General features: G+C 72.1%; 20 protein-coding genes. 11 read left to right on the top strand and 9 right to left on the bottom strand.

Annotation, left to right across the window (positions count from 1 at the left end; all coding sequences use genetic code 11):
- Positions 1-74: 74 nt before the first annotated feature.
- The gene (locus ABZS69_RS24830; protein WP_355376884.1) at positions 75-593 is read right to left on the bottom strand and encodes a helix-turn-helix domain-containing protein; all 519 of its coding nucleotides are present in this window, start codon (positions 591-593) and stop codon (positions 75-77) included.
- A 405-nt stretch (positions 594-998) separates the two neighbouring features.
- On the opposite strand from ABZS69_RS24830, the gene ABZS69_RS24825 reads away from it, so the two are divergent.
- Both ABZS69_RS24825 and ABZS69_RS24820 read left to right on the top strand, forming a co-directional pair.
- A complete protein-coding gene (locus tag ABZS69_RS24825) occupies positions 999-2,018 on the top strand; it encodes an aldo/keto reductase (RefSeq protein ID WP_355376655.1) in 1,020 nt (339 codons plus the stop codon).
- A 74-nt stretch (positions 2,019-2,092) separates the two neighbouring features.
- A complete protein-coding gene (locus ABZS69_RS24820; RefSeq protein ID WP_355376654.1) occupies positions 2,093-2,935 on the top strand; it encodes an LLM class flavin-dependent oxidoreductase in 843 nt (280 codons plus the stop codon).
- A 56-nt stretch (positions 2,936-2,991) separates the two neighbouring features.
- Here the strand turns inward: ABZS69_RS24820 and ABZS69_RS24815 are convergent, their stop codons facing one another.
- Together ABZS69_RS24815 and ABZS69_RS24810 are read right to left on the bottom strand one after the other, a co-directional pair.
- Positions 2,992-4,332 carry a hypothetical protein gene (locus ABZS69_RS24815; RefSeq protein ID WP_355376653.1) on the bottom strand — a complete coding sequence of 447 codons (1,341 nt, stop codon included), beginning with the start codon at positions 4,330-4,332 and terminating at the stop codon, positions 2,992-2,994.
- Between the two features lie 80 nt (positions 4,333-4,412).
- On the bottom strand, positions 4,413-5,099 hold the full coding sequence (locus ABZS69_RS24810; RefSeq protein ID WP_355376651.1) for a sulfotransferase family protein: 687 nt from the start codon (positions 5,097-5,099) through the stop codon (positions 4,413-4,415).
- A 97-nt stretch (positions 5,100-5,196) separates the two neighbouring features.
- Between ABZS69_RS24810 and ABZS69_RS24805 the strand changes: the two genes are divergently transcribed.
- From ABZS69_RS24805 to ABZS69_RS24770, 8 genes are all read left to right on the top strand, one after another.
- The gene (locus ABZS69_RS24805) at positions 5,197-6,726 is read left to right on the top strand and encodes an AMP-binding protein (RefSeq protein ID WP_355376649.1); all 1,530 of its coding nucleotides are present in this window, start codon (positions 5,197-5,199) and stop codon (positions 6,724-6,726) included.
- A gap of 39 nt (positions 6,727-6,765) precedes the next feature.
- Positions 6,766-8,325: an NAD(P)-binding domain-containing protein gene (locus ABZS69_RS24800; protein WP_355376648.1), complete on the top strand. Its 1,560-nt coding sequence runs from the start codon at positions 6,766-6,768 to the stop codon at positions 8,323-8,325.
- Positions 8,325-9,368, top strand: coding sequence for an alpha-hydroxy acid oxidase (locus ABZS69_RS24795; RefSeq protein ID WP_355376646.1), 1,044 nt, complete (start codon positions 8,325-8,327; stop codon positions 9,366-9,368). The genes ABZS69_RS24800 and ABZS69_RS24795 overlap by 1 nt, the downstream gene beginning before the upstream one ends.
- Positions 9,362-10,693: a cytochrome P450 gene (locus ABZS69_RS24790; RefSeq protein WP_355376645.1), complete on the top strand. Its 1,332-nt coding sequence runs from the start codon at positions 9,362-9,364 to the stop codon at positions 10,691-10,693. Before ABZS69_RS24795 ends, ABZS69_RS24790 begins: the two co-directional genes overlap by 7 nt.
- Complete coding sequence (locus tag ABZS69_RS24785) at positions 10,690-12,006, top strand: cation:proton antiporter (RefSeq protein WP_355376644.1); 1,317 nt, start codon at positions 10,690-10,692, stop codon at positions 12,004-12,006. Before ABZS69_RS24790 ends, ABZS69_RS24785 begins: the two co-directional genes overlap by 4 nt.
- 93 nt (positions 12,007-12,099) lie before the next feature.
- Entirely contained in the window at positions 12,100-12,777 is a 678-nt protein-coding gene (locus tag ABZS69_RS24780) for a response regulator transcription factor (protein WP_355376642.1), read from the top strand.
- Positions 12,774-14,045 carry a HAMP domain-containing sensor histidine kinase gene (locus ABZS69_RS24775; protein ID WP_355376640.1) on the top strand — a complete coding sequence of 424 codons (1,272 nt, stop codon included), beginning with the start codon at positions 12,774-12,776 and terminating at the stop codon, positions 14,043-14,045. Before ABZS69_RS24780 ends, ABZS69_RS24775 begins: the two co-directional genes overlap by 4 nt.
- A gap of 97 nt (positions 14,046-14,142) precedes the next feature.
- Complete coding sequence (locus ABZS69_RS24770; RefSeq protein ID WP_355376639.1) at positions 14,143-14,886, top strand: SDR family oxidoreductase; 744 nt, start codon at positions 14,143-14,145, stop codon at positions 14,884-14,886.
- Between the two features lie 45 nt (positions 14,887-14,931).
- On the opposite strand, the gene ABZS69_RS24765 is transcribed toward ABZS69_RS24770, so the two are convergent.
- The 3 genes from ABZS69_RS24765 to ABZS69_RS24755 are packed head-to-tail and all read right to left on the bottom strand — an operon-like array spanning position 14,932 to position 20,143.
- Complete coding sequence (locus ABZS69_RS24765; protein ID WP_355376637.1) at positions 14,932-18,138, bottom strand: AAA family ATPase; 3,207 nt, start codon at positions 18,136-18,138, stop codon at positions 14,932-14,934.
- Positions 18,135-19,418 carry an oxygenase MpaB family protein gene (locus ABZS69_RS24760; RefSeq protein ID WP_355376635.1) on the bottom strand — a complete coding sequence of 428 codons (1,284 nt, stop codon included), beginning with the start codon at positions 19,416-19,418 and terminating at the stop codon, positions 18,135-18,137. Before ABZS69_RS24760 ends, ABZS69_RS24765 begins: the two co-directional genes overlap by 4 nt.
- Before the next feature lie 23 nt (positions 19,419-19,441).
- Positions 19,442-20,143 (bottom strand): Crp/Fnr family transcriptional regulator, encoded by a 702-nt coding sequence (locus tag ABZS69_RS24755; RefSeq protein ID WP_355376634.1) that lies wholly within the window; start codon positions 20,141-20,143, stop codon positions 19,442-19,444.
- Between the two features lie 182 nt (positions 20,144-20,325).
- Between ABZS69_RS24755 and ABZS69_RS24750 the strand changes: the two genes are divergently transcribed.
- A complete protein-coding gene (locus ABZS69_RS24750; RefSeq protein ID WP_355376633.1) occupies positions 20,326-20,898 on the top strand; it encodes a sigma-70 family RNA polymerase sigma factor in 573 nt (190 codons plus the stop codon).
- Position 20,899: 1 nt separating this feature from the next.
- Here the strand turns inward: ABZS69_RS24750 and ABZS69_RS24745 are convergent, their stop codons facing one another.
- The 3 genes from ABZS69_RS24745 to ABZS69_RS24735 all read right to left on the bottom strand — a co-directional run bounded on the left by ABZS69_RS24745 (position 20,900) and on the right by ABZS69_RS24735 (position 24,803).
- Positions 20,900-22,150 carry a hypothetical protein gene (locus ABZS69_RS24745; RefSeq protein ID WP_355376631.1) on the bottom strand — a complete coding sequence of 417 codons (1,251 nt, stop codon included), beginning with the start codon at positions 22,148-22,150 and terminating at the stop codon, positions 20,900-20,902.
- A 188-nt stretch (positions 22,151-22,338) separates the two neighbouring features.
- Positions 22,339-22,758 carry a hypothetical protein gene (locus tag ABZS69_RS24740; RefSeq protein ID WP_355376629.1) on the bottom strand — a complete coding sequence of 140 codons (420 nt, stop codon included), beginning with the start codon at positions 22,756-22,758 and terminating at the stop codon, positions 22,339-22,341.
- Between the two features lie 107 nt (positions 22,759-22,865).
- Positions 22,866-24,803, bottom strand: a complete 1,938-nt coding sequence (locus ABZS69_RS24735; protein WP_355376628.1) for a beta-galactosidase — start codon at positions 24,801-24,803, stop codon at positions 22,866-22,868.
- Positions 24,804-24,807: the final 4 nt, after the last annotated feature.

The following is a 24,807-nucleotide window of genomic DNA, read 5'->3' as shown; positions in this document are numbered from 1 at the left end:
GTGGGTCCTCGGTGTCGTCGTACGGCGCATGAGCGGGACGTGCTGAGCGAAGCTATGGGAAGTGCTGAGCGAAGCTAGCGGTGCGGCAGGCGCAGTCCGGCGATGAGGAGCTCGACCAGCCGGCGGGCGTCGTAGCGGGGATCGTTGTCCGCGCCGATGCAGAGGTTTCCGACGCCGCGCATGAGCTCGTAGGCGTCCACGTCGGAGCGGGTCTCGCCGGCGGCGGCCGCGGCTTCGAGCAGCTGGGCGCACGCGGGTACGAGCCGGTCGAGGAAGTACGTGTGCAGCGTGTCGAAGCCGGCGTCGTCGGACCGTAGTACGGCGGCCAGCCCGTGCTTGGTGACCAGGAAGTCGACGAACAGGTTGATCCATCGCCCCAGTGCGGCGTGCGGGGTGATGCCGCTCGCCAGCAGGGTCGGGCCGGCCTCGGCGCAGGCTTCGACCTGGTGCCGGTAGACGGCGATGATGAGGTCCGAGCGGGTCGGGAAGTGGCGGTAGATCGTGGCCACCCCGACTCCCGCCCTGGCCGCGATGTCGCGCACCGGCGCTTCGACGCCCGAGGTCACGAAGACCGCCGCGGCGGCGTCGAGCAGCGTCCTCTCGTTGCGCCGGGCGTCCGCCCGTTTGCGCGGGGCCGCACGCCTCGCGCCGCCGCCGCCGCTGTCGCTGCCGCCGCTGTCGCCGCCGTCGTCGCTGTCGTTCACCGCGCCGTTCCCTCCACTCCCGCCAATGTCCACTCCTCCAAAGTCCGCGATTGTCAGGGCCAGTTCCTGTCAGGGCCGGCTCCTGCCGAAGCCAGCTCCTGCCAACGCCCGCGCTTGCCGAAGCCTGCGCTTGCCGAAGCCCGTGCTTGCCAAGGCCCGCGCTTGCCAAAACGGAACGACGTTCCCTATCGTAATCGGAACGAGGTTCCTCTTGCTCATGATGTCAGAGCAGGAGCCGGCGGCCAAAGCCGCGCATCATCACCACGTTCCACCCGCAGCGGAGGAGACACGCTCATGCAGTACCGCACCTTGGGCCGCACCGGTGTGCAGGTCAGCTCCCTCGTGCTCGGCGCCATGAACTTCGGCGCGATCGGGCGCACCACCCAGGACGAGGCCACCGCCATCGTCGACGCCGCCCTCGAAGCCGGGATCAACCTCATTGACACCGCCGACATGTACGGCGCCGGCGAGTCGGAGGTGATGGTCGGCAAGGCCATCGCCGGCCGCCGCGACGACGTCGTGCTGGCCACGAAGGCGGGCCTGCCGATGGGCGACGGGCACAACCAGCGGGGCAGCTCGCGCCGCTGGCTGGTCACCGAGCTGGACAACAGCCTGCGCCGCCTCGGCGTCGACCACGTCGACCTCTACCAGGTCCACCGGTGGGATCCGGAGACCGGTGACGAGGAGACGCTGTCGGCCCTGACCGACCTGCAGCGCGCGGGGAAGATCCGCTACTTCGGGTCCTCGACCTTCCCCGCGTACCGCATCGTGCAGGCCCAATGGGCCGCCCGCGACCACCGCCTGAGCCGTTACGTCACCGAGCAGCCCAGCTACTCGATCCTGCAGCGCGGGGTCGAGGCCCACGTCCTGCCCGCGACCGAGCAGTACGGGCTCGGCGTGCTGGTGTGGAGCCCGTTGGCGTCGGGCTGGCTGTCGGGCGCGGTTCGCGAGGGCCGGGAGATCGCCACCCACCGCTCGGCGATCAGGCCGGAGCGGTTCGACCTCTCCCTCCCGTCCAACCGCGCCCGGCTCGACGCGGTCGAGCGGCTGGCGAAGGTCGCCGACGAGGCCGGTCTGACGATGATCCAGCTCGCGCTCGGCTTCGTGACCGCGCACCCGGCCGTGACCAGCGCGATCATCGGCCCTCGCACGCCGGACCACCTGCGCGCGCAGCTCGCCGCCGCGGACACGGTGCTCTCCGCCGACGTGCTCGACGCCGTCGACGCGATCGTCGCACCCGGCGTCGACCTGGCCCCGGAGGAGAAGTACGACACCCCGCCCGCCCTCCTCGCCCCGTCGCTGCGGCGTCGCTGATCACGGAACTGCGTTCCGGTTAACCATCCGAAAGGCTCTCCATGTTGCACACCTCCCGGCCCCTCTTCGGGATCATGACCGCGCCGTCACAGGTCGACTACCAGGACATCCTGCGGGTCTGGCGCGAGGCGGACACGATCCCGGAGATCGAACACGCGTGGCTGTTCGATCACCTCCTGCCCATCTTCGGCGACCCGAACGGAACGACCCACGAAGGCTGGACGCTCCTCGCGGCCCTTGCCGCGCAGACCCGGCGGCTGCGTCTCGGCGTGATGGTGACCAGCAACCGCTTCCGGCCGCCCGCGCTGCTGGCCAAGATCGCCGCGACCGTCGACATCGTCTCCGGCGGCCGGCTCGACTTCGGCATCGGCGCCGGCTCGCGACCGAGCTGGCCCTCGGCCCGGCGCGAGTACGACGCGCACGGCCTGCCCTTCCACGACGCCGCCCACGCCGTGGAGAGCCTGGCCGAAGCGTGCACGGTGATCCGGCGGCTGTGGACCGAGGCCGAACCGTTCGACTTCCACGGCACGCACGTCCAGCTCACCGGCGCGTTCTGCAACCCCAAACCCGTCCAGCGCCCCCACCCGCCCATCCTCGTCGGCGGGCGCTCGGGCCCGACGCTGCGCGTGGCCGCCGAGCACGCCGACCTGTGGAACATCCCCGGAGGCGACATCGACGACGTCGTCCGCCGCAGCCGGCTGCTGGACGGCTACTGCGCCGAGCTCGGTCGTGACCCCGCCTCGATCATCCGCTCGATCCACTTGCCGGTCTCCTACGACCAGCCCGACCTCACCCGGGACTCGATCGGCGAGGCGATCGACGCCGGCTTCCGGCACATCGTCCTCGGACTGTCGGCGCCCTACCCCGCCAACGTCGCACGGTGGGTCGCCGACGAGCTCATCACCAGGTCGGCCTGAGCCCGCTTCCGCGGTCCGGCCGATGAGCTCATCACGACGTCGGTCTGAGCCCGCGGTCAGGCGCTGAGCAGGCCACGGGCACGCAGGTCGGACAGGAGGTCGGGCGGCAGGACCGGGCAGCGGCTCACGGTGACCTCCTTGAGTGACGGGAAGCCGGTGACCTCTCCCAGGTCGCTCAGCGAGCGGCAGTCGAAGAGGTGCAGGGCGCGCAGGGAGGGCAGGCGTTCGAGCCCGTCCAGGGTGGTCAGGGGGCCGGTGCAGGCGAGGTGGAGCTCCTCCAGGTTCAGCAGCCCCGCGAACGGGCTGAGGTCGGAGAGCTGGTCGAGGCCCTGCACGGTCAGGGTGCGCAGGGCGGGCATGCGCGCGAGCGCGGAGAAGTCCGTCATGAGCTCGGTGTAGGCCAGGTACACCTCGCTGATCGACGGGTGCCCTTCGAGCCCGTCGAGCGAGGCGAGCCGGTTGAAGCTTTCGACGGTGATCCCGGTCAGGGCGGGCAGCCGCGACAGCGGGCGCAGGTCGGGCAGCGGCGCGCTGGGCAGGCCGAGGTTCGTCAGGCGGGGGTGGTGGCCGAGGCCGTCGAGGCTCTTCAGCTTCGTGCAGCCGCTGAGATACAGCCGTTCGAGCGCGCGCATGGCGGCGATGCCGTCGAGGCTGGTCAGGCGGGCGCAGTGCATGTGCAGCTCGGCCACGGAGTCGAGGCCGCGCAGGCCGTCGATGCCTGTGATCTTGGTACGGCTCACCTCCAGCTCGGTCAGCCGGCGCAGCCCGGACAGCGGCCGGATGTCCTCGATGAACCGGCAGTTGTCCAGGCTCAGCCGGTCCAGGTACGGGAACGCCTCGCCGAACCCTTCGACGCCGGCCACCCCGCTGCTGCGCAGGCTGAGACGGCGCAGGTTGCGCAGGCCGAGCAGCGGGGAGACGTCGGACACCCCGGGAGCGCTGGTGACCTCCAGCACCTGCAGCGCGATGAGTCCGGCGAGCGGTCGCAGGTCGCTGACGGCCGCGCAGCCGTCCAGCTTGAGCTCGCGCAGCTCGGTCAGCGCGGCGAGCTCGGACAGGTCGGTGAGGCCCTTGCAGTGGTCCAGGACCAGCGTTCGCAGGATCGTCAGGTGGCGCAGCCCGGCGAGCGAGTCGCGCCGGCGCAGCTCCAGCTCGGTACGGCCCTCGTCGTCGAAGGCGGGCACGAGCAGGTGCTCGGCGAAGGCGTCGGGGTCGAGCGCCTGGGGCCACAGCCTGAGCAGCTTCTCGGACGACGGCTCGGCGATCTCCGCGAACTCCGCGGCCAGCGCGAGCGCGTCACCCTGGCCGCGGAGCGCGAGCTCGCGCAGGGACTTCCAGGCACGTTCCGGGGTCGCGGACAGCAGTTTGGCGCGGTAGTCGGAAAGGTCCAGGTTCATGCCGTACCACCCTACGCATTCGTGATCTTTCCGGGTGGCCGAAGCGGGGAACCGCGCGCCATGCGCGGCCCCGGGGCCGGTCAGCGCCCGCGTACGATGAGCCGGAACAGCCGGCGCGGCCGCTTCGCGCGGAACGCCGCCCGCTCGTTGACCTGCGGGAACGGCACCTCGGGCACGGGCACGCCGAGGAACGCGCACAGCGGCTCCCACCCGTCCCGCACCTCGAACACCAGCAGCCGGCCCGCCGGGAACGCCGCCTTCACCTCGGCCGCGTGCCGTTCGTAGACGTCGATGACGTGCGCGCGGTCGTCGATGCGGCCGCCGAAGACGCGGTCCATGACGGTCGCCCTGGCCATGCGCGGGTACAGGGCGAAGTCCGGTGCGCGGCGGGCCACCAGCCAGCGGGTGATCCGGCGCCGCAGGGGCAGCCGGCGCTCCTCCAGGGCGCTGCGGAAGATGGTCTCGCTGACGCTGTCGTACCAGCGGGCGGGGTCGCGGACGGTGAGGACGACCTTGGCGTCCGGATAGTGCTCGGCCAGTTCGCGCCAGTACGCGGAGGCGGGCCAGTCGAGCGCCGACCGGAAGCCGGCGAACAGCGTGTCCCAGTCGCGGGAGCGGCCCTCGCCGACGTCGAGCCACTGCCGGACGCGGTACGGCTCCGCGATGATCGTCGACATGTGGTAGCAGGGGCCGTATCCCAGGATCTCGAGTGCCGCCTTGAGCGACCGCGTGCCCGTGCGCCCGAACCCCGCGCCGATCACTTTCACCTCGCGCTCACCACCCGCACGTCTCTGATGGGTCTCTGATCTGTGCCGTCTAATGTCGCGATAAATCCGGAAATATGAAAGCACAGAGGAGGCGCACATGCCCTTTCCGCAGCCTCTGCTCGACGCGCTGCGCGACGCGCCGGACAGCCCCGCCTTCGAGCACGGCGACAGGACGGTCTCCCGGGGCGAGCTGCTGGAGCTGATCCGGCGGCTGGCGGGGGCGATGAGCGCGGCGGGCCTGGGCCCGGGGCGGGCCGTCGCGGTGCGTACGGCGGTTACCCCCGAGGCGTTCGCCGCCCACATGGCCGCGCACACGCTGGGCTGCCGGGTCGTCGGCATCCGGCCCGGCTACCCGGAGGGGCAGCTCGCCCACGTGCTGGGCATGGGGATCGACGCCCTGCTCGTGGACCCGACGACCGCCACGCCCGACCTGCGCCGCGCCGCCGCACGCCACCTTCAGGCCCGGCCGGCGCTGTCCCTGGGCCCCTGTGCGGGCGCCGGCGACCTGCTGGCGCACCCCGACGACGGACGGCCGCTGACCGTGTCCGCCCGGCCCGATGACGTGGCGGCCCTGACCTTCACCAGCGGCAGCACCGGCCGCCCGAAGGGGTGCGCGATCACGTACGGGGCGCTGGGCGAGCACTGGGCCTGGCAGCCGCGCGGGTGGTCGCCGGTCGCGGGCGGGCTCGCGCGGGCCTTCGAGCGGTACCTGCTGTTCGGCACCCTGGCCAGCATGGTCGTCATGGAGTTCGTGGCGCCGTGCCTGCTCGGCGGGGGCACGGCGGTCATCCCCGAGGACGACGGGCGTCCGATGTTCCCGTACGCGATCGAGCGCCACCGGATCACCGGCTCGATCATCACGGTGCCCCGGCTGTTCCAGATGTTGAAATTTCTGGACAAGGTGGATGTGGGGAGCCTGCGGGCGCTGATGGTCTCGGGCTCGCCGATCAGCGCGCGGCGGCTGGCCGAGGCCGCCGAGAAGCTGGGCCCCGTCGTCTACCAGGGCTACGGCCAGACCGAGGCGGGCAACATCGCCATGCTCACCCCCGACCACATCGCCGCCGGCGTGCTGGAGCCCGTCGGCCGCCCGCATCCCGGCGTCGAGATCAGCGTGCGCGACGAGCACGACGGCGAGCTGCCGCCGGGAGTGACGGGCGAGATCCACGTACGCAGCCCGTACCTGATGCGGGGCTACTGGGGCGAGGAGGAGGAGACCCGCGACACCCTGAAGGACGGCTGGCTGCGCACCCGCGACCTCGGCCACGTGGACGAGGACGGCTTCCTCCACCTGGCCGGCCGCTCCCGCGACGTGATCATGGTCAACGCCATGGTGGTGTACGCGGGCCCGATCGAGCGCACCCTGACCGGCCACCCCGACGTGGACGAGGCGTACGTCGTGGGCGCCCCCGACGAGGGCACGGGCGAGGCCGTGCACGCGTTCGTCGTCCCGGCGCCGGGCCGCACCCCCGGCCGGATCGCGCTGCGGGCACTGGTACGGGCGCAGCTCGGCGCGGACAGCGTCCCCCAGACGATCACGATCGTGCCCGCCGTCCCCCTCGCCACCAGCGGAAAGCCCGACAAGCGCGCCCTCTCTGAGCAAATTCTGAGAATTGCCCGCCAACACTGAGGTTGTCCGTTCAATCACATCGCCGTGACGGAGGCCCCAGTGCCGGACAAGACCCTGGACTACCTGGTGATCGGCGCGGGCCCCGCGGGCCTGCAACTGGGGTATTTCCTGCACGAGCAGGGGCGGGACTACCTGATCCTCGAGGCGGGCTCCGCTCCGGGCCGGTTCTTCCACACCTTCCCGCGCCATCGCACGCTGATCTCGATCAACAAGAAGCACACCGGGTGGGAGGACCCCGAGCTCAACCTCCGGATGGACTGGAACTCGCTGCTGTCAGACGACCCCGGCCTGCTGTTCACCCGCTACAGCGACCGGTATTTCCCGCACGCCGACGACATGGTCCGCTACCTGGGCGACTTCGCCCAGAAGAACGGCCTGCGCGTCGCCTACGACTCCCGGGTGGTCCGCGTGGACCGGCCCGGCTCGTCGTTCCGGGTGACGGACGAGTCGGGGCGCACGTACGAGGCGAAGAGGGTCGTCGTCGCGGCCGGCGTCACCAGGCCCAACATCCCGCCCATCCCGGGCATCGAGGCGGCCGAGCTGTACGGCACCCACTCCACCGACCCGGCCGACTACGTCAACCAGCGGGTGCTCATCATCGGCAAGGGCAACTCGGCCTTCGAGACGGCCGACAACCTGATGGAGACCGCCGCGGTCATCCACGTGGCGGGCCCGCACTCGATCCGCATGGCCTGGCGCACCCACTACGTCGGCCACCTGCGGGCGGTCAACAACGGCCTGCTGGACACGTACCAGCTCAAGTCGCAGAACGCGATCCTCGACGGCGACGTCAAGCGCGTCGAGCGCAACCCGGACGGCACGTACCTGGTGACGGTCTCCTTCGCCCGGGTCAACGAGGTCACCAAGGACATCCCGTACGACAGCGTGATCCTCTGCACCGGCTTCCGCTTCGACGCCTCGATCTTCGGCGACTCCTGCCGCCCGGAGCTGGTGATCGACGGCAGGTTCCCGTCGCTCACCCCGGCCTACGAGTCCGTCAACGTGCCCGACCTCCACTTCGCCGGCACGATCACGCAGTCACGCGACTTCAAGCACGGCACCAGCGGCTTCATCCACGGCTTCCGGTACGGCGTGCGCGCGCTGCACCGCGTCCTGGAGTCCCGCCACCACGGCGTGCCCTGGCCCGCCAGGGTGCTGCCCGCCGACCCGGAGGCGCTCGCCGCGGCCGTCGTCGAACGCGTCAACCGCGCCTCGGCGCTGTGGCAGCAGTTCGGGCTGCTGGCCGACGTCATCGTGCCCGACGGCGACACGGCCCGCTACCTGGAGGAGGTGCCGTACGACCTGCAGGGCCCGCCGATCGGCGACCGCGGCCACTTCGCGATCACCCTGGACTACGGCCCGAACCACGACAAGATCGACCCCTTCGACATCGAGGTGGGCCGGATCAGCCAGAGCGACTCGGCCCGCGCTCACGAGGGCCACTACCTGCACCCCATCGTCCGCCACCACGTGCCAGGCCGGCCCCCGGTCGCCCACCACATCACCGAGAACCTCGAGAACGAGTGGACCTCCAAGGAGATCCACGTCGAGCCCCTCCGGGCCTTCTTCGCCGAGCAGTTGACGTCCGCGCCGGTCTGATGGAGCGGTGGAGCCTGCGCGCGTTCGAGGCCGAGGCCCGCGTCCGCCTCGACCCCGCGCACTACGACTACTTCGCCGGCGGCGCCGGTGACGAGGTCACCGTGCGGGCGAACGAGGCCGCGTTCGCCCGGATCGGCCTGCTGCCCAGGGCGCTGCGCGGCGCGGCCAGGCCGCGGACCGGCCTCACCCTGCTCGGCAGCCGCGCCGCCATGCCCGTGCTGGTGGCGCCGACCGCGTTCCACCGCCTCGCCGACCCGGAGGGCGAGCGCGCCACGGCACGCGCGGCGGCCGCCGCCGAGACGATCATGATCGTGAGCATGGCCGCCACCGTCGCGATCGAGGAGGTGGCGGCCGCCGCGCCCGGCGCCGAGCTCTGGTTCCAGCTCTACGTGCAGCCTGACCTGGCCTTCACCGAGACCGTCGTGCGCCGCGCCGAGGCGGCCGGGTGCAAGGCGCTGGTCGTCACCGTGGACTCGCCCGTGCTCGGGCGGCGCGAACGCGACCTGCGCAACGGCTTCCACGACCTGCCCGACCATCTGTGCTGCGAGAACCTGCGCGACGGCGACCGGGTGCGCCCGATCCTCATGTCGCCCGAGCTGTCGTGGGAGCACATCGACCGCCTGAGGGAGATGACCACGCTGCCGATCGCGGTCAAAGGCGTCACGCACCCCGTCGACGCCCGGATCGCGCTCGACCACGGCGTCTCGGCGATCATGGTCTCGAACCACGGCGGGCGGCAGCTCGACACCGTTCCCGCCTCGATCGACCTGCTGCCGGAGATCGCCGCGGCCGTCGGCGGCGCCGTGCCCGTGCTGCTGGACGGCGGGATCCGGCGCGGCACGGACGTGCTGAAGGCGCTGGCGCTCGGCGCCACGGCGGTCGCCGTCGGCCGTCCGGTGATCTGGGGGCTGGCGGCGGACGGCGAGCGGGGCGTGGCCCGCGTGCTCGGCCTGTTGCGCGCGGAGGTCGAGCACGCGCTCACCCTGTGCGGCTGCGCCTCCATCGGCGACCTCGACCGGGGCATGGTGCGGCGGCCATGCTGACCATTGGGCTGATCATCCTGACGCTCGCGTCGGCGGTCCTGGTGAGCCTGCCGTGGTGGCTCCCGGCGCGGGTCGTGGCGCTGCGCGTACGCGTCTTCAACCGGGTCAGCGGCGACGAGAGCATCCCCGTCCCCGGCGACCTCGTGGACATCGACCGCTTCAAGGAGGTCTACTCGCACCCGGCCGCGAACGGGCGCAGCAAGGGCGCCGCGCTGTCGGACCTGTTCTGGTACTGGCTGGCGCCCGGCCCCGAGATGCACCAGGAGCACCTGGAGGCCGGCGAGCGCTACGACGCGGTGGCCGGGGCGACGCGCGGGCTGCTCGCCGTGCCGCGCACCGAGGCCGAGGAGCTCACGCGCCGCTGCGCCGCCCGCACGCTGGCCGGCGCCGGAGGGCTGGTACGGCTGCGCGACCTGACGATGCCGCTGTGGGCCGAGTTCTCCTACGAGCTGGTGTTCGCCGAGCCGTGCCCGCGCGAGGCCCGCGACCTGATCGTGGGCAACGCGAACGACGTGGTCACCTCGCTCAAGTGCACGGGCCTGCGGCACATGGAACGCCGCCACCGCCTGACCCGCTACCTGCTCGGCCGCCTGTCACGCGTGCGGATCCCGCTCCCCGGCGGCCTGACGCCCCGGGAGCAGGCGTTCTACCTCCAGGGCGCCTTCTTCAACACCGCCGTCGTCCAGATGTCGGAGGCCATGGCCCACCTGCTGATGGTCCTCGCACAGCATCCCGGCGTACAGGAGCGGGCCCGTACGGCGGACGACCGCTACCTCGACCACGTGATCTCCGAGACGCTGCGGCTCTACCCGCTCTTCGGCATCGCCCACCGCATCACCACCGGCGAGATCCCGCTCGGCGAGGGTGCCGCGATCCCGGCCGGGTCGGTGCTGTGCTTCAACTATCCCGAGTTCCACCGCGCCGGGTTCGAGGAGCCGGGCCACTTCGACCCGGGTCGCTTCGAGCGGCCCGCCAAGGATCTCAACCACATCCCGTTCGGCGTCGCCGCCAACCGCCCCTGCCCGGCCTGGCGGCTGGCGCCGATCGCGATGCGGGTCGCGGCGCGGGAGATCCTGCACCGGTACGCCCTGCACTCCTCGGCCGCCCACACCCGGTCCCTGCCCAACCGGGGGCCGTGCCTGCTCACCCCGCCGCACGAGTCCCCGCCCCGCGCCGCGCTCGTCCTCATGCGGGTCCGCGACCGCTGGGAGGACGTCTGGCGCAGTCTCGTGCAACTCGTCCTCGGCACGTACATGGTCTGGGACGCCCGCCGGCAACGGCTCTGCGAGCGCCACTTCGATCACCCAGCGGAGAACCGAACATGACCGCACTGGCCCACCTCACCTCTCCCGACCCCAACCTCGCCCTCATACTCAAGGTCCTGCCCGCCCTCGTCGTGATCCTGATCGTCGCGGCGATCTGCGGCCGGCTGGCGCAGATGGTGATGCAGCCGCGCGTGCTCGGCGAGATGGTCGCCGGCGTGCTCCTCGGGCCGACGTTCTTCGGCTGGCTCTTCCCCGACGCGCAGGCGGCCCTGTTCCCGAAGGAGGTCAGACCGGTCCTGTACGTGCTGAGCACCATCGGCCTGACGCTCTACATGTTCCTGGTGGGGGCGGGGCTCGACCACAGCGCGCGCACGCCCGGCGAGGTCCGCAAGGCCTCCGTGCTGGCCGTCTCCGGGATCGTCCCCTCGCTGCTGCTCGGCTTCGGCGCGGGCCTCCTGCTGTACGACCTGCTCTCGCTGCCGGACGTCAGCCCCTTCCAGTTCGCCCTGTTCGTCGGCGGGGCGCTGTCGCTGACCGCGTTCCCCATGCTGGCCAGGATCCTGTACGAGCGCGGCCTGGAGAACGCCCCGGTCGGCCGGCTCACCCTCATCGCCGCCTCCATCGACGACGCCCTGGCCTGGTGCATCCTGGCCGTCCTGTCGGCCATGCACCTCGGCACCGGCGCCGGCGACGCGCTGCCCACCATCGGCCTGACCGCGGCGTTCGCCGTCGTCATGCTCAAGGTGGTCGCCCCCCTGCTGCGCCCCATGGGAGCGAACGTCGCCCGCACCGGCCGCCTCGGCCCCACCGCCATGTACGTCGTCATCCTCGTTCCGCTGACGGCCGGCTGGCTGACGGACTGGATCGGCGTCTACTCGGTCTTCGGCGGCTTCCTGGCCGGCCTGGCCATGCCCCGCGACCCCAAGTTCCGCGAGGCCCTGCACGGCCGGATGATGGAGATCGTCTCGACCCTGCTGCTGCCTGCGTTCTTCACCTTCTCGGGGCTGAACACCCACCTCGGGGGCATCGCGGGCGGCGCCATGCTGCTGGCGTTCGGGCTGATCCTGCTCGCCGGGTTCTGCGGCAAGTACTTCGGGTGCGCGCTGGCGATGCGGGGGATGGGGTTCGGCTGGCGGGAGTCGTACGCGGTGGGGGCGCTCATGAACGCCCGCGGGCTGATGATCCTCATCTTCATCAACATCGGCCTGGCCCAGGGCATGATCACCCAGGAGCTCTTCGCGATGCTGGTGCTCGTGGCCGTCCTGACCACGGCCGGCGCCCTGCCCCTCTACAAGCTGGCGCTGCCCGAGCGTCTGGAGACCCGGACCAAGACCACGGAAGTTTCGGAGCTGGTGAGGTCCAATCCGTCGTGATCGCGCAGGTGGGCCGTGGTGCGCCCGGTTCTCGACCGGCGAATGCCGGAGTGGACCTGGTATTCGCACCGACCGTGGTGTAACCGTGGTCAGGTGGCTGGAACATCGGGTACAGCCCGTCGGCTGCTGCTCATCGAGGACGACCGCGAGCTGGGGCGCCTGCTCGCCGACCTGTTCATCGAGCAGGGATACGCGGTCGATCTGGCTCTGGAAGGGCAGCGGGGGCTGCATCTGGGGCTGAGCCGCTCGTACGACGTGCTGATCATCGATCGCGGCCTGCCGGCGCTCGACGGCATCGACCTCATGCGGCGGCTGCGACGGCAGGCGGTCACCACGCCCGTGCTGGTGCTGACCGCGTTCGGCTCGGTCGCCGACCGGGTCGCGGGGCTCGACGCGGGCGCGGAGGACTACCTGGTCAAGCCGTTCGAGATCGACGAGCTGCTGGCCAGGGTGCGGGCCCTGCACCGCAGGAACCTCGACCAGGCCACGCTGCTGCCGCTCGGCGCGGGCTGGCTGGACGCCGAGTCGCACATCGTCCGGCTGCCCAGCGGGGAGCAGATCGAGCTGTCGGGGCAGGAATGCCGGCTGCTCAGCGCCCTGGCGGCGCGCCCGCGGCAGGTCCACACCCGCACGTCGCTCCGGCAGCGGGTCTTCGACGGCGCCAAGAAGGAATCGATCGTGGACACGTACGTCTACTACCTGCGCAACAAGCTGGGATCAGGGGTCGTGTACACCGTGCGGGGCGTGGGCTACCGCCTGGGTGAGTTATGAGCCTGCCGGCGCGGGAAGGCGCGCGGCCGGAGCTGGAACGGCGGCTGCTGAAGCGGGCCCGCCACCGCATCACCGCGCAGGTGGCCGGCGCGATCTCCGTGGTCCTGGCCCTGGCCGGCGTGCTGGTGTACTGCCTCATGGTGCACCAGCAGGCCGCCTCCGCCGAGCGCGACCTGACCGCCGCCGTGCAGCGCTCCCCCATCGCCCACCCTCCTCCCTGCCTGTGGCTCTACGCGCTGCGGCCCGACGGCACCGTGGAGAGCTCCCCGGGCGCGCCCGTCGCGCTTCCGGTGCGCGCGGCCATGGACCAGGTCGCCACCGGCCGGCCTCCCCGGGTCGAGGAGGTCCAGGTGGACGGGCGCGCGTACCTCATCCGGACCCAGCGGCGCGGCGACGCCACCTTCCAGGCCGTGCTGGACCTGCGCTACCAGGCCGCCGAACGCCGGCGGCTGCTCCACACGCTCGGCGGCGTGGAGATCGGCGGCCTGCTGGCCGCGCTGCTGGTGGGCCAGGTCATCTCCCGCCGCGCCATCGCGCCGCTCGGCGAGGCCCTGGCGCGCCAGCGCCGCTTCTCCGCCGACGTCAGCCACGAGCTGCGCGGCCCGCTGACCCGGCTGCACACCCGCGCCCAGCTCCTGTCTCGCCGGCTGCGGGGCGGCACGGACCCGATCCTGCTGATCGACGAGGTGGACCAGCTCGTGACCGGCACCAGGCAGCTGGGCGAGGTGGTCGAGGACCTGCTCCGGTCGGCCGAGTTCCAGCAGCTGCGCCGCCCGTTCGGGCCCGTCGACCTCGCGCTGGTGGCCTCCGGGCTGGCCGTGGCCGAGAGCGCCCGCGCGGAGGCCAAGGGGGTGACGATCGAGGTCCGCTGCGAGGGGCCGGGCGATCACGTGGTGCGCGGCGTGGAGTCCGCGCTGCGCCGCGTGGTCTCGGCCCTCCTGGACAACGCCCTGGGCCACACCCGCGTGGGCGGCCACATCTGGGTGACCCTGTCGAGGGACCGGGACCTGGTCCGGCTGACCGTGCGCGACGACGGGGTGGGCCTGGACCCGGCGCACACCGAACGCCTCTTCACCCGGTTCGTGGGGGCGGGCTTCGGGCTGGGGCTGGCGCTCGTACGGGAGGTGGTGGAGGGCCACCACGGCACCATCACCGCCGACGGCCGGCCGGGCGCCGGCGCCACCTTCACCGTCCGCCTGCCCGCCGACCCGGCCGTCACCCCGCCCCTGTGGGCGCCACCGGCCCGGGAGCCCGAACGCCGCCCATGATCGGCCACCTGCTAGCGTGCGGCGACATGAGCGAGCGCAGCGAGCGATCAATCCAACACAGCCGGGTCTCGCTCATGCGGCCGACGGAGGAGGTCGTATGAGCGGGCGTGGAGTTCTTGTCACAGGTGCGTCGAGGGGTATCGGGCGGGCGGTCGCGGCGGCGTTCGCCGCGCAGGGCGACCGGGTCGCGATCCATCATCGGGACTCCGCGAAGGAGGCGCAGGACCTGCTGGACGAGCTGCCCGGCCAGGGACACACGATCGTGCGGGGCGACCTGGCCGACCCGGAGGCGGTGCGCGGCATGGTGGACGCGGCGGCCGAGGCCCTGGGCGGGATCGAGGTGCTGGTCAACAACGCCGCCATCTACTTCCACCATCCCCTCGCGGAGCTGTCGTACGAGGAGTGGCAGAGCGCCTGGCGGCGCACGCTCGACGTCAACCTGGTCGGGACGGCCAACGCCATCTGGTGCGCCGTCCAGCACATGCCCGCCGGCGGCCGGGTGATCAACGTCTCCTCGCGCGGCGCGTTCCGCGGCGAGCCGGACAGCCCCGCCTACGGGGCGAGCAAGGCCGGGCTGAACGCGCTGGGCCAGTCGCTGGCCGTCGCGCTCGCCCCGCGCGGGATCGCGGTGGCGGCCGTGGCGCCCGGCTTCGTGGAGACCGACATGACGACCGAGTACCTCGAAGGGCCAGGAGGGGACGCGATCCGGGCGCAGAGCCCGTTCGGGCGGGTGGCGCGGCCGGAGGAGATCGCGGCAGCCGTCGTCTTCCTGGCCTCCCCGGCCGCCGAATGGGCCAGCGGTGCCGTGCTCGACCTCAACGGCGCCTCCTACCTCCGCTGACCCCCGCGGGCCCCGGATAAGCGCTTTTCACCGATCCGGGCCCGATCAGCGCAGCCGCCGCTCCAGCAGGACCGCGCCGCGGCCCGGCAGGAGCGAGGCGCCCCACTTGCGCAGGTCAGCCGGCTTCGGCCCGCTCACCTCGCCCCCTTCAAGCAGGTCGGCCCAGTCGAGCAGCGACTCCGCCAGCATGAGCGGCACCCCCCGCCGCTCGTGCACCTCGGCCGCCGCCTCGAAGTGCTCTGTCGCCCGCTGCGGCGAGCCCATCGCCACGCACAGGTGCGCCAGGTAGTGATGTCCGCAGTGGTGGGCCACCGTGCCGTGGCCGAAGGTCTCCCCGTCGGAGGCCAGCGAGCCGTACAACTGCTCGGCCAGCTCCACCCGCCCCAGGCGGGAGGCGGCCACGGCAAGGTTGTCCAGGGCGGGCCGGAGGGCCATGTTGCGGGGCGGAGTGGCGCCGCCGTCGGCGAGGATGCGGTCGAGCAGGGGCGCGGCTTCCTCGTCGGCCAGCTCGCACAAATACCGCAGGATCGCGTGCACCGGGTCCGCGCGCGGTGCCTGGGCGGCCCTGCGGAGCCGGTCGCGCAGCTCCCATAGCCGCCCCTGCAGCCGCCGGATCTCGGCGATCTGCTCCGCGTAGATGGCCACGGCCTCCAGACGGCGGCCGATCTCCGAGCCCAGCCGCAGGGCCTCCTGAGCCTCGGACTCGGCCTGCGCCAGATTCCCCTGCATCAGCGTCAGGCCGGCCCTGGAATAGCCGATCAGCCAGGTGAGGTGCGGCTGGGCGAGCCGGCGGGCCAGCGTGTCGGCCTCACCGAGCAGCATCGCGGCCTTGGTCACGTCGCCGTCGTCGAGCACGGGGGGAGTGCGCAGCACGTACGCGTGGAACAGCGCCAGGTCGTCCCCCGTGCGGCGGGCCGCCTCCAGCATCTCGTCGCCGTCGCGGTGGCGCTGGTGCAGCGGGTCGGCGGGGATGATCGTCAGGCTGCGCTGCCCGAGCACGCCGGCGAGCGTGCGCGGATCGCCCGACTTGCGGGCCAGGGCCACGGCCTCGTCGCTCAGAGCGAAGCGCCGCTCGCCGTCGGGCGCCAAGTTGAGCTCGGAGGCGAGCTGGGCCGTCAGCAGTGCCCGGGTGCTCAGATCGGTGGAGTCGACCAGCATGCGTGCCTCGGTCACCAGCGCGATGCGCTGCTGGTCGGGCACAACCGGGACGTAGGTCGAGCCGGCGTTGCCGCCCAGCGCCGCGATCACGATCAGGTCGGGGCGTTCGCACTGCCTTGCCAGGTCGGCCACCTGCACGAGGGTCTGCCTGGCGTCGGGATCGCCGGCCAGCCACATGGCCCGGCCCCGCTCCACCAGCAGCTCCGCGTGACGCTCCAAGGTGGCGCCGGGGAAGTCCGCCAGCAGGTCGAGCGCCCGCTGGTACCAGGTGACCGCCTCGCGGTGCGCCAGCCCGGCCAGCGCGTGCTGCGCCGCGTGCACGGCCGCGTCGGCCGCCGCGCTGACCCGGGCCGGGTCGCGGCCGTGCTCGGCGGCGGCCACCAGGTGGGCGGCCACGACGTACGGCCGGGACTCCATGGCGCGCGGGTCGGTCTGGCACAGGGCGTCGGCGACCTTGCCGTGCAGCAGCCCCGCCCGCGGCGCGGACAGCTTGGCGTAGAGGGCGGTCCTGGTCAGCTCGTGGGAGAACCGGCAGGAGCCGCCGTCCGACATGGTCACCAGGCCCGCGCCCATGGCCTCCTCCACCGCGGCCACGAATCTGGCCTCGTCGAGCCCCAGCCCCGCCCGCAGCTCGGCCGACTCCATGCGCTCGCCGACGGCCAGCAGGTTGACCAGGTCTCTGGCGTGCGGGTGGAGCTGCGACAGCCGGGCCATGACCATCCTCGTCACCGAGTCGGGCACGGTCAGCGCGTCGAGCTCCTTGCCCGCGGCCAGCTCCCTGACCACCTCGCTGATCAGGAACGCGTTGCCGCCGGTGATCCGGTGCAGCAGCTCGGAGTCGCCGCCGCCGCGCACCTGCGCCAGCGCGTGGGTGACCTCGTCGAGCCCGAAGGAGGGGACCTCGATCGTGCGGCTGTCGGCGGTCAGCTTGTGCAGCTCCGGCAGGGCCGACTCGACCTGCAGGGGCCGCGAGGTGGCCAGGACCAGCAGCGGCAGGGCCTCGGCGTCCCACATGAGGGCGTTGAGCATCTGCAGCGACTCCAGCGTCGCCCACTGCAGGTCGTCGATCACCAGCAGCACCGGCCGCACGGTGGTCAGGCGCTCGATCAGCGTGCGGGCCGCCGCCATCAGGTGGTAGCGCTCGGACACGGGCTCGGTGGCCGGCGGCACCTCCAGCGACAGCGGGGGAGCGGCCAGCGAGGGCGCCAGGCGGACGAGCTGGCCGCACTGCTGGTCGACCCCGGCCCGCAGCAGCAGCGCGGGCGAGGTGCGGGCCAGCCGCTCCACCGCTCCGGCGATCGGCTCGTACGCCCGCCGCGCCGGATCCGTGCACCGCCCGGCCAGCACCGTGAACTGCCGCTTGAGCGCCCGCCTGGCCACCTCCGAGGCCAGCCGGGTCTTGCCCACCCCCGACTCGCCCTGGAGGATCACCAGCCCGCTGCCGAACTCGGCCGCCGCCAGCTCCCCGTCGAGCGCCCGCAACTGCTCGTCCCGGCCGACGAAGGGCAGCACGTGGCCGTCCTCCAGCCACGGGGCCAGCCCGGCGACCTGGTGGTGGTCGGCGCTCTGCCAGTGCAGCTCGTACGTGTGCAGCGGCTCCCGCAGCCCCTTGCCCGGCAGCCGCCCCAGGTCCTTGAACTCGTGGCGACTGCGCCCCTGCGCCAGCCGCCGCACCAGGTCGGTGCAGAGCACCTGGCCGCCCTCCGCGATGGCGACCAGCCGGGCCGCCTCGACGGTCGGCAGCCCGCTGACGTCGTCGTGGCCCCAGCACACGTCGCCCGCGGCGAGCGCGGCCCTGATGGAGATCTTGTCCGGGGCGCGCTCGTTCTCGTCGGCCACCGCCTGCTGGACCGCGATGACCGCGTCGAGCCCGGCCGTGGCCGAGTCGAAGACGGCCATCAGCCCGTCGCCCAGGCTCTTGGTGAACGTGGAGCCGCTGGCCGTCACGACGGAGCGGAGCAGCTGGTAGAGGCGGCGGAAGACCACGTTCGCGCGTTCTTCGCCGAGCCGGATCCGCATGGCGGTGGAGCTGACCACGTCGGTGAAGAGGATGGTCGCCGTGGTCAGCGTGCCCGGCGGGTGCGGAGTGGTCACGTGGGCGACCCTTTCAGTCCCGGCGCGGGCGCGCGCACCTTCCTGCGGACCGTGCGGCGGAGCTCGCGCGTCTTGACGGCGGTGCGCGACTGCTTGATCCGCCACGCGCCGGCCAGCTCCTCGGGGATCCTGAACGCCGCCTGCCCGTCGGAGTGGCGGTCGATCAGGGCGACCACGATCTGCCGCCCGAGCCGGCGCACCAGCCAGCGGACCACGCCGTCCACCGGCCCGGCCAGCGCCGCGTACCGGTGCGCCCCCCGGCCGGCCGCGAACAGCGCGGTGAACCACCAGGCGGGCTTGGGCACGCCCAGGAGCTCGGGCACCCGGTCGGCGCCGTACGCGGCGTCGCGGAAGACCCAGTGCACCAGGCTGCGCGGCAGCTTGCGCCACCCCAGGTGCATGAACTCCTCCATCTCCTCAAGCAGCCTGGCCATCAGCCGGCGGCCCTCGTCGCTGGACTCGTACAGGCGGCCCATGCGCTCGCTGACCGGCTCGACGTCATCGAGCGTGAGAGGCCGGTCGCGGCAGGCCTCCACGCCCATGAGATGGCCGAACACGCTCCACGTGTAGAGATGGGCCGCACGCTGCTCCTCGGAGAGCGTCACACCCATGCTCTCCAGAGCCTCCCATGTCACCACCGAGAAGTCGAAGATGGTGGCCAGCAGGAGCTCCTGGTTGACCGGGGGGCCGAACCGCGCGGTGTCCCAGTGGTCGGCGAACCGCTCGTTCACCAGGGCGCGGACGAAGGAATGCAGGATCCGCAGCCCGATCGCCGTGGTGTGCCCGGGGCGGCCGGGCTCCAGGCTGTTGGTGGCCTTGAGGCCCATCACGTCGACGAGCATCTGCCCGGTCTCGGCCACCCGCCGGGTCAGGCTGTGGGTGGCGAGCCGGGAGACGCTGGCCAGCACCTTGGCGCTGGACACCTCCACATACGCCATGGGCAGGCACTTGCAGAACAGCGCGGCCGACTGGTAGAGCCCGTAGTCGGCGAAGACGGCCTGCCCCTTGGCCAGCAGTTCGCGGTCGTCGCCCCACTCGGGCAGGTCCGCGGCGAAGTCGATGGCCGCGAAGATCTCGGAGGCGGGCGGCTCGCCCGACGGCGCCCTGGCCTCCCGCTTGGCCGCCGCCAGCTCCTGGATCACCGCCTTCACCAGCTCCAGGGGGCCGCTCCCCGCGGGCTGGTCGTCCAGGTATGCGGCCACGACCTTGTCGATGTCCGCGTCGGCCTGCTGTCTGAGCTGGCGGAACCTCTCCTCCGGCCAGCGTTCGTGATCGTTCATCTACCCCGTACTCCAGATTTCGGTCAGAGGCCGCCCCGTTTCCGCAGGGCGGCGACGTCCAGCAGCGTGATCTCCCGGCCTTTGACGGCGATGAGGTTTCTCGCCACGAGGGACTGCAGCGCCCGGTTGACCGCCGGCCGCGACGCGCCGATGAGCGCGGCGAGGTCGGACTGGGTCAACCCGGGCAGGTCCACCACCCCGTCGGCCTGGCCGTGCTTGTCGGCCAGTTGCAGCAGCAGTTTGGCCAGCCTTCCGCCCAGATCGAGGAAGGCCAGGTCGGCCGCCTGGTCGGTGAGCCTGCGCACCATGTGGCCGAGCATGCGCAGGAACTCGTCGGCCAGCCCCGGGTGCTCCCGCATCAGCTCCAGGAGCCGCGCCCTGGGCAGCGCGAACACCCACGCGGGGCGCACCGTCACGATCGACGCCGAGCGCGGCGAGCCGTCCAGCAGCGCCATCTCGCCGAAGGTGTCGCCGCGGCTCAGCATGTTGAGCACGATCTCGTCGCCGTGCTCGGTCGTGAACACCACCTTCACCAGGCCGTCGAGCAGCGCGTAGAGGGACTCTCCCGGGTCCCCCTGGTGAATGATGATCTGCCCGGCCCGGTATCTCCTCGCCATCCCGGCCCGCGCCGTGCTCTCGATGCCGCCTTCTCCGAGTACGCGGAAGAGCGGGATCTCCGCCAGCACGGAGGCCACCGGCTGGACATCGTTCGGGAACCCGCTCATGCAAGAACTTTAGGCCGCATCCCGTGCCGGAACAGCAAGTGGTCACGGATGTCGCGATTGTGATGAGGAACACATCGGGACTGTCACGCGCGAGACAGCCCCAGACGATCACTCGGCGCACCGTTGGTGTGCCGGCCGGCAATGGTGGCCCCCCTAGTACCCGGCCCGGCAGGGAGATCGACATGTACGTGGACACCATTGAACGACCCGATACGGCCACCCTCGTGTCGGCCGCCCAGGACGGCGACGCCGTGGCGTGGGAGCGGCTGATCGAGGAGTTCAGCCCCATGCTCAAGGCGCGCATCCGCCGGTTCAGGCTCAGCCACGAGGACGCCCAGGACGTGCTCCAGACGACCTGGCTGCTGGCCTGGCAGAACCTCAGGAGCGTGGAGGACGGCCAGCGCATGGCGGGCTGGCTGGCCACCATCGCCTTCCGCGAGTGCCTGAAGCTGACCAAGCGGACGAAGGAGATCTGCACCCCCGACCTCGACACGCTGGGCAGCACGGACGACGTGGACAGGGAGCTGGCCAGGATCTGGCTGGCCGGCACGCTCGACGAGCTGGTCGAGGAGCTGCCGACAGCGCAGCGGGTCCTGTTCAGGGCGCTCACGGAAACCTCCGAGCCGCACTACGTGGACGTGGCGCGCAGGCTGGGCAGACCGGTCGGGAGCATCGGGCCCACCCGAGCCCGCACGTTCGCGAAGCTTCGCGGGCTCCTGCAAGCCCGCGAGATCACCAGGGACTTCCTCGACTGACTCACTTCGCCGACGGGTCGAGCTGGATCGCCTCCAGGAACGGCTCGAAGTCGAAGTGAGCCATCTCGAAGGCGTCCGGGTCGCTTTCCGCCGGATATTCGTAGACGTTGCGGCCGCCCCGGGCGAGCATCCTGTTGACGGCCTGGGGCACCAGCCCGCGCTCCATCTCCAGGGCGAGGCCCTCGGCGACGTCCGTGCTGAAGGGCACGTCGTAGAGGGCGTTCACGTGCTGGTAGACGCGGAAATAGCTGACGATGAAGCGCATGCGGTCGCGGTAGGACACCCAGTCGGCCACACCGGCCGTGGACGCCTCCTGGTCGGCCGTGATGAACTCCTCGGCCAGCTTGCGGACCCGCTCGTTCTGGATCGGCGCCCAGACCTGGTCCATGTCGACGCCCTCCGGCGCGGTGAGCGGCCGGCCGACCTTGATGTCGCTGAGCGGGGTCTCCACGGCGAACAGGTGGCGGGTGTAGAGGGAGGACCACTTCTCCTCCAGCCAGCGCGTCAGCCACGGCTGGTCCTCGTGCCGCGCGGCGTAGAGGCGGAACCTCGGGAAGCGCCGCCGGGTCACCAGCGAGCGCAGCGACCGCCACGACACCCGCGTCAGCCACCGGACCGGCCGGTAGAGCACCAGTTCGAGGGCCTTCTGCGCGCGGGCCTGCTCATACGCCGACAGCGCCACGCAGGCGCCGAACATCAGCTCGGCGCGGGCCTGCGGGTCGGTGGCCTGCCTGGCCTCGACCAGGAGCTGGGCGGCGTCCTTCAGGTAGCGGGGGTCGGCCTCGGCCAGCAGGTCCGTGAGGAACGCCGGCGGGGTCGGCGTCAGATCCGACTCCGGGCTGACCCTGAGGAAACGGTCGGGCGAGTCGTTCCACAGGTTGACCGCGAGGCTGGCGGTCTCCAGGAAGATGGCCCGGTTGGCGAGCGCGAGCCCGAGCTGGTAGCTGGGCCCGAGCAGGGTGAGCAGGACCGCCCTGAACACCCTCCTGAACCGGTGGGGCACCCGCATCTTCTGGCTGAAGTCCAGGATGAAGGGGGAGTCGGGGCTGAGGTCGAGGCTCTCTCCGACGGCCTTGGAGGTCCAGGTGGCGTAGCAGTACCAGTTGTTCGCGTCCTTGCCCAGGTGCTGGGCGAGGTCCCCGGCGACGCGGTGGTAGCTGTAGGCGATGACCATCGCTTCGAGTGCCGGGCTCCGGTCCTTGTAAGCGGCGATGCGCAGCACGTCGTCCGCGGTCATCGGAGTGTCGGACATGGGATCTCCCGTTAGTTCGCCTCAAGGAGATAAGAGGGTCTCCAGCGGCGTCAGATACGTCAGGCGACCGGTCTTTCCCCCGTGGCCGCCAGCCAGGAGCGTAGGGCGGGTCACTTACGGCGGGCTTGCAGGACGCCGGTCGGCCGGACCGTTCCACGGCCGCCCCGGGCGGGCCGGGGCGGCGGCCCTCATTCCTTGACCAGCACCTTGCTGATCACCACGAAACCGCCGAGCGCCCCCGCGGTGCCGGCGGCGGTCGTGGTGGTGAGATTGACCACCAGGTCATATGTGCCGGGAGAAAGCTGACCGCGCATCGGGACGGAAGCGGTATATCTCCCCGAGCCAGGTGTGAAGGTCAGTTCGACGGGGGGTGAGGGATGTCTGGTCTCACCGCCGCCCAGCAGGTCGGCGATGATCTCCAAATTCCAGCGGCCCGCCAGCCAGTCGATGAGCTCGCCCGCGACCTCCCAGCTCACGTCCACGGTCCAGCCCTCGTTGCGGTGCACGACGTTCGTGGGTTGCGCGCCGGGATCGACAACCTGGCCGTGGAGAACGCCGGCGAGCTGCTCGGCGGGTACTTTCATCACCTGGAATTCTCCGGTTGCCATTCCGATCTCTCCTTTCCGGTGGGAACGTCGTCCCCGTGTGAAGGACCAGAGCGGCAACCGGGGCGGCTAAATACGCGCCCGTTCTGTCAATAAATGCCGGGCATTGGTCAGACGCCGGCGATCATGATCAGGTCGCCGGTGCCCGCCGTGACGACGCTCTCGCCGTTCAGGGAGACGCGGGCCGCGACCGCCGACGACAGGTAGGTGTTGACGCCCTTCACCACCAGATCGCCCAGCCCGCCGCCGGTCAGCCGCAGCACGGCCGCGCCGCCGTCCGCGGCGGTGATCTCGACGGTCCCGTACGGCGTCCGCACGCCGACCGGGCCCCGGTTGCCGGTCTGGACGAGCACGATCAGGTAGTGGACGTCCCGGTCCGGGTGGCTGCGCAGGAAGGCGTCGGCGGCGCCGTACAGAACGATGGGGGCGTCGCCCTCCGCGGGCGGCGCCGACGGCGTGACGAGGGCGCACGGCGCGAGGCTCTCGTCCAGCGCGGGGACCGGCCCGTCCACCAGCACCCGGCCGCCGGCGGCGGCGTACTCGGCGAGCAGCTGCTGCACGCGCCGGTGCATGAAGGGCCCGCCGGGCACGGTGACGGACCGGTACGCGCCCAGCTCCGCGGCCGTCGTGGCCTCCAGGTCGACCAGCGCGTAGTCCAGGCCGCGCTCGCGCATCCGCTCGTGGAAGGCCAGCAGCGACTGCCCGCAACCCGGGGTCTCCCCGACCGAAAGCGCCGCGATCCCGGCGTACGGCAGGTAGAGGCCGAACGCGTCCCGCGCCGTCCCCGGGCACTCCAGGAACTCCGCCCCGTGCGCGGCGAAGAAGTCAGCCAGCGCCCGCACCACCGGCGCCTTGCCGGTGGGCGAGCCGCCCGCGTCGATCGGCGCGCAGTCCGGGTACGGCCCCTCGTGCGCCGCGTCGAGCTCCGGCGCCCAGCCCGAGGTGGAGACCCCGGTGTAGACGTTGAACCCGGTCGCGCCCGCCGCCATGGCCAGCAGCGACTGGTGGAAGCTGGTCGCGCCGTCGATGTAGGCGGGGTCGTAGAGCCGGGAGAAGCCCCAGTTCTCCTCCAGGTTCGGGCCGGGGGCGAGCTTGGCGGCGATCACGTAGCGGGCCTGGGCGTCGCGGTCGGCCGACACCACGCCCATCCAGTTGGTGAACCCGTACGAGATGCCGCCCCACAGCCGCGGCCTGACCCTGGCCAGCCAGTCGTCCAGCTCGGGCACGGTCGGCGGGTTCAGGTTCACGAAGACGGGCAGGTCGGAGCCGACGGCCTGGGCCCAGACGCGGTAGACCTCGGCCAGGTACTCGGCGTGGAAGCGGCCCCAGTCGGCCAGGGCGAGCGGCCCGCCGGCCCTGGGCGGCGGCTCGACCTCGGCCCAGTCCGCGTGCGCCGTCGCGTGCGCCGTCGCGTGCGCCGCGTCGTACGCCTCCAGGGTCCCGTACCAGGACCGCAGCCGGTCGCGGTAGAACGCGAGCCCGGACGGGCTGTAGTCGTAGGCGGTCAGCGGCCGCGCTCCGCTGGTGTAGATGCCCTCGTTCGCGATCTGCAGCGCGACCACCGGGCCGTCGGGGGCCAGCGTCTCCTTGCCCACGGCGGAGAGCCACTGCGTGGTCCTGGCCAGGAACGCGGCGCCCAGAGGCGCGGGCAGCGGCCGGGAGACGGACCCGTCCCACCAGCTCGACGGGTTCCCCTCGGAGTCGAGCAGCGGCTCGATCGAGGGGTCGGCGTCCGGGCAGACCCAGTCGGGCAGCCCGCCGTAGCCCACCTCGGCGTGGATGAACGGGCCCGGCTTGGCGATCACCCGCAGCCCCAGGTCGGCGCAGAGCGCCAGGAAGCCGACGACGTTCCTGGCCGGATGGGTGGCGCCGGTGAAGTCGGGCGCCAGGCCCGGCTCCGGCTGGTGGTGCCGCCAGGGCAGGTAGCAGGTGATCACGTCGATGCCGAGCTCGTCCCGCACGGCCCGCAGCCGGTCGGCCCAGACGGCCGGATCGTCGCGGTAGTAGGGGTAGTCGGCGGTCACGAGCACCTGCCCGTCGATGAGCACGTTC

Source organism: Nonomuraea sp. NPDC005650 (genome assembly GCF_040605375.1).
Classification (GTDB): domain Bacteria; phylum Actinomycetota; class Actinomycetes; order Streptosporangiales; family Streptosporangiaceae; genus Nonomuraea.
Note: the sequence above shows the minus strand (reverse complement) of the source record. Positions and strands in the feature narration are given on the sequence as shown.